Origin of the sequence: Rhodopila globiformis (assembly GCF_002937115.1) — a bacterium.
Taxonomy (GTDB): domain Bacteria; phylum Pseudomonadota; class Alphaproteobacteria; order Acetobacterales; family Acetobacteraceae; genus Rhodopila; species Rhodopila globiformis.
Window position 1 is genome coordinate 1 of record NZ_NHRY01000122.1, and the last position, 3,128, is coordinate 3,128.

At 64.2% G+C, this 3,128-nt stretch carries 2 protein-coding genes, 1 tRNA gene and 1 pseudogene; 2 read left to right on the plus strand and 2 right to left on the minus strand.

All coding sequences use genetic code 11. The features are described from left to right. Positions 1–110 precede the first annotated feature (110 nt). Both CCS01_RS11920 and CCS01_RS35150 read left to right on the plus strand, forming a co-directional pair. Positions 111–187 (plus strand) — tRNA-Met (locus tag CCS01_RS11920). Between the two features lie 7 nt (positions 188–194). Next, positions 195–497 (plus strand): hypothetical protein, encoded by a 303-nt coding sequence (locus CCS01_RS35150; protein WP_239992126.1) that lies wholly within the window; start codon positions 195–197, stop codon positions 495–497. A 315-nt stretch (positions 498–812) separates the two neighbouring features. Here CCS01_RS35150 and CCS01_RS35155 read toward each other — a convergent pair. Together CCS01_RS35155 and CCS01_RS11935 are read right to left on the minus strand one after the other, a co-directional pair. Next, positions 813–2,297: pseudogene (locus CCS01_RS35155) on the minus strand (recombinase family protein); the annotation flags it as partial. Positions 2,298–2,584: 287 nt separating this feature from the next. Next, the gene (locus CCS01_RS11935; protein WP_408887485.1) at positions 2,585–2,839 is read right to left on the minus strand and encodes a helix-turn-helix domain-containing protein; all 255 of its coding nucleotides are present in this window, start codon (positions 2,837–2,839) and stop codon (positions 2,585–2,587) included. Between the last annotated feature and the right edge of the window lie 289 nt (positions 2,840–3,128).

Below are 3,128 nucleotides of genomic sequence, written 5' to 3' on the forward strand. Positions count from 1 at the left end.
CGAACTCGGCCGTGAAAACCCCCAGCGCCCATGGTACTGTGCCTCAAGGCACGGGAGAGTCGGTCGCCGCCAGGTCGTCCAATCCACTCTGGTCCCCTCTCCCCATCCAACGCGGGGTGGAGCAGCCCGGTAGCTCGTCAGGCTCATAACCTGAAGGCCGCAGGTTCAAATCCTGCCCCCGCAACCACCGATAGTTGACTCCCGCGAACAGGCGTTCCGGCACGTCCGGCACCGCCCAAGCCAGAACCTTTTGGACGGCCGGTGCTGGCCGGCACCGGCATCGCCAAGGTCAGGATCTGGGCGAGGTCACCGTGCAGCGCGGCGGCCAGGCCGTCCGGCGCATCCGCGTCCGGCGTCAGCACAATCTTCTCGACCAACCCGCGCAGCACCTCGGCCACTTCGGTCCGGATGTCCGGATCGTTGAGCGCGGCTTCGAGGTCAGCGACCGCTGCGGCGTAGATGTCGGCGGCGTTCGGGTGCAGACGCACGGCCGGTGATGGCTCGCCCACGGAGGCGAGCTCCGCCTTGATCTCCACCTTGCGCGCTTCGAGTTCGGCCAGCCGCTTTTGCACCGTGTCGCTCCAGGCGCCGTTCTCGATGGCGCGCACCAGAGCCTGCAACCCGCGCTCCGTCTCGGCCTGTTGGCGTTCCAACTGGCTGCGCCGTGCGCCGGACTGCCGCTCGTCAGCGGCCAGCGCTTCCGCAAAGGCGCGGACGAATTCCTGGACGCGTTCCGGCGTCAGCAACCGCTCCCGGAGTGCGCCCAGAACCCGTGCCTCGATGTGCTGGCGGGTGATCGTATGGCCATTGTCACAGGTGCCGCGGCCGCGTCGGGTCGCGCACCCGTAGCGGTCCTTGCCGGTGATGGTGTAGCCGCCACCACAGCAGCCGCAGGTCAGCAGGCCGCTCAACAGGAAAACCCGCCGGTGCGCGCGGTTCAGCGGCTGGCCCTCCTCGGTGCGGCCGATCTCGATGCGCATCTCCGTCTGCCGCGCCTTGGCGGCGGCCCAGGTCGCGTCGTCGATGATCCGCAGCGCCGGGACGGCGACGACCTCGTGCGCCTGCGCGTCGTTGACGCGCGCGACCCGTCGGCCGGTTCTCGGGTCCTTCACATAGCTGCATCGATTCCAGGTCAACTCACCCTTGTAGATTGCGTTGTTCAGGATGCCGGTGCCTCGGTCCACCTGACCGCGGATGGTCGTGTCGATCCATGGACGCCCGCCCGGACCAGGAACCCCTTCCTCGTTCAAGGCGCGGGCGATGTGCCGTGCAGACCGCCCGCTCACGTACTCCCGGAAAATCCGCCGGACGACCTCGGCCTCGTCGGCCCGGATACGACGCTCGCCGGCATCCTTGCTGCCCGGGGCCTGCGGGACGACGTCATAGCCGTAGGCGAGCCCGCCCGGAATACGCCCGGCGCGGGCACGCCCGAGCTGCCCGCGCCGGGTCTTGCTACGCAAGTCAATCAAGGTCATCTGGGCGATCGTGCCGAAAATGCCGATATGCATCTGGGTGATCTCGGTGCCCAGACTGGTGGCGTGGATGCGGACGCCCCAGAACGTCAGGCGGTCGTAGAAGTCCGCGACATCCGCAAGCCGACGCCCGAGCCGGTCAATCGACTCGCAGACCACCACATCGAAGCGCCTGGCCTCGGCATCGGCCAGCAGTCGTGCGAACCCAGAACGAAAGAACCGCGACCCGCCGCTCTGGGCGGCATCGTCGTATTGGCCGACAATGTCCCAGCCCTGTTGTTCCGCATATCGGCGACACAGTTCGAACTGGTCAGCGATGGACTCTGCCCGTTGGAGGTCATCGCTGTAGCGGGCGTAAAACACCACGCGGAGGCGGCGTGTCATTGATGCAGGCCTCCCCACATCGCGGTAAGAATGGCCATCAGCAGCAACGACACGACCAGTAGGCCGAGCGCAATCTCCAGCAACCCGAGACCGCGGTGCCGGCGGTATTCGCGGGCCGCCTGACGCGCCAGGAGCCGGATGAGAGGCGCCAATGGGTCGGTTGGTTGCTGACGGTTCGCCTGCTGCGGCGAGGTTGCCGCATCGTCGATTGATATACCGCTGGTTGTCAGCCCGCCTGACGGCTGTCCCCAGTCCCGGTCCTCTGTCCTGTCTGCCCGCCGTAGCCCACGCATCATCCGCTCCCGCAGCCCGCCTAATACTTAGCGTTGATCGATATTTCCGACAGGTCAACGAAAATCTCGTGAAATGATACGCGTACTTATTTTTGTCAACATTTCGTCTTTTGGTTGTACAGGGCGGGGTGGCACAACCACCGGGCATATCGCATCGCTGACCCAGAAAGATCCAACTGCGTACGGAAAATGGCCTCGTGCTCAGCTGATCTGCCACTGATCATGGTTGCCAGGCTGATTCGTCTGCGTCGTCATCCTGCTCAGATGGACGGCCCACCTCTGTGTGATGCCTGAACCGGCTTGAGGGGACTATCTTTGGTCTGCTTCAGATGCTGTTAACTTCATTGAAGTTGCAGCCCGACTGCCTCGAAGGTTACGGACCGCGCGGACAATGCATGGGCTCGATCATCGCCGACATGAAGCTGTTGGTCCCGGTCATTTCGCCTCGTCAGCGGGTCTTACCGTCGCCAGCCGAAGGCGGACTCCTGGGCCTCCGCCATTGCTGGCGATGAAATCGACGCCAGCAGCTTCGAGGGCTTTCTGGAGCGCTTCGACCGTCCGTTCGCGCAGATCCTCACCGCGCTCGAAGCGAGCCACCGTGTCTGGGGATACACGTGCGGCAGCCGCAAGCTGCCGCACACCAAGCCCGAGAGCAACTCGGGCCATCTTGCACTGGATGGGAAAAATCATAACGAGGTTACGATTCCTCTTGACTGACGGAAAGAAGGTGATATCGTAACCGTGTTCTGAATTTCTTGCAATTCAGAACGGCCGGACCCGAGGCTCCTACCCCTCTGGTCCGGCCTAACCTCAACGCACGGAGCGAACCCATGCTCAAGGCTGATCATCTCTCTAGTACACCTCGCCGGAAGAACGAACCCCATTTCGACGGCCGCTCACGCAGCGAGCGGCTTGCCGGTCATGGTCCACTTGAACGGCTTGGCGAGGGTGCGGTTGAAGTAGGCGATGAAGGCCTCGA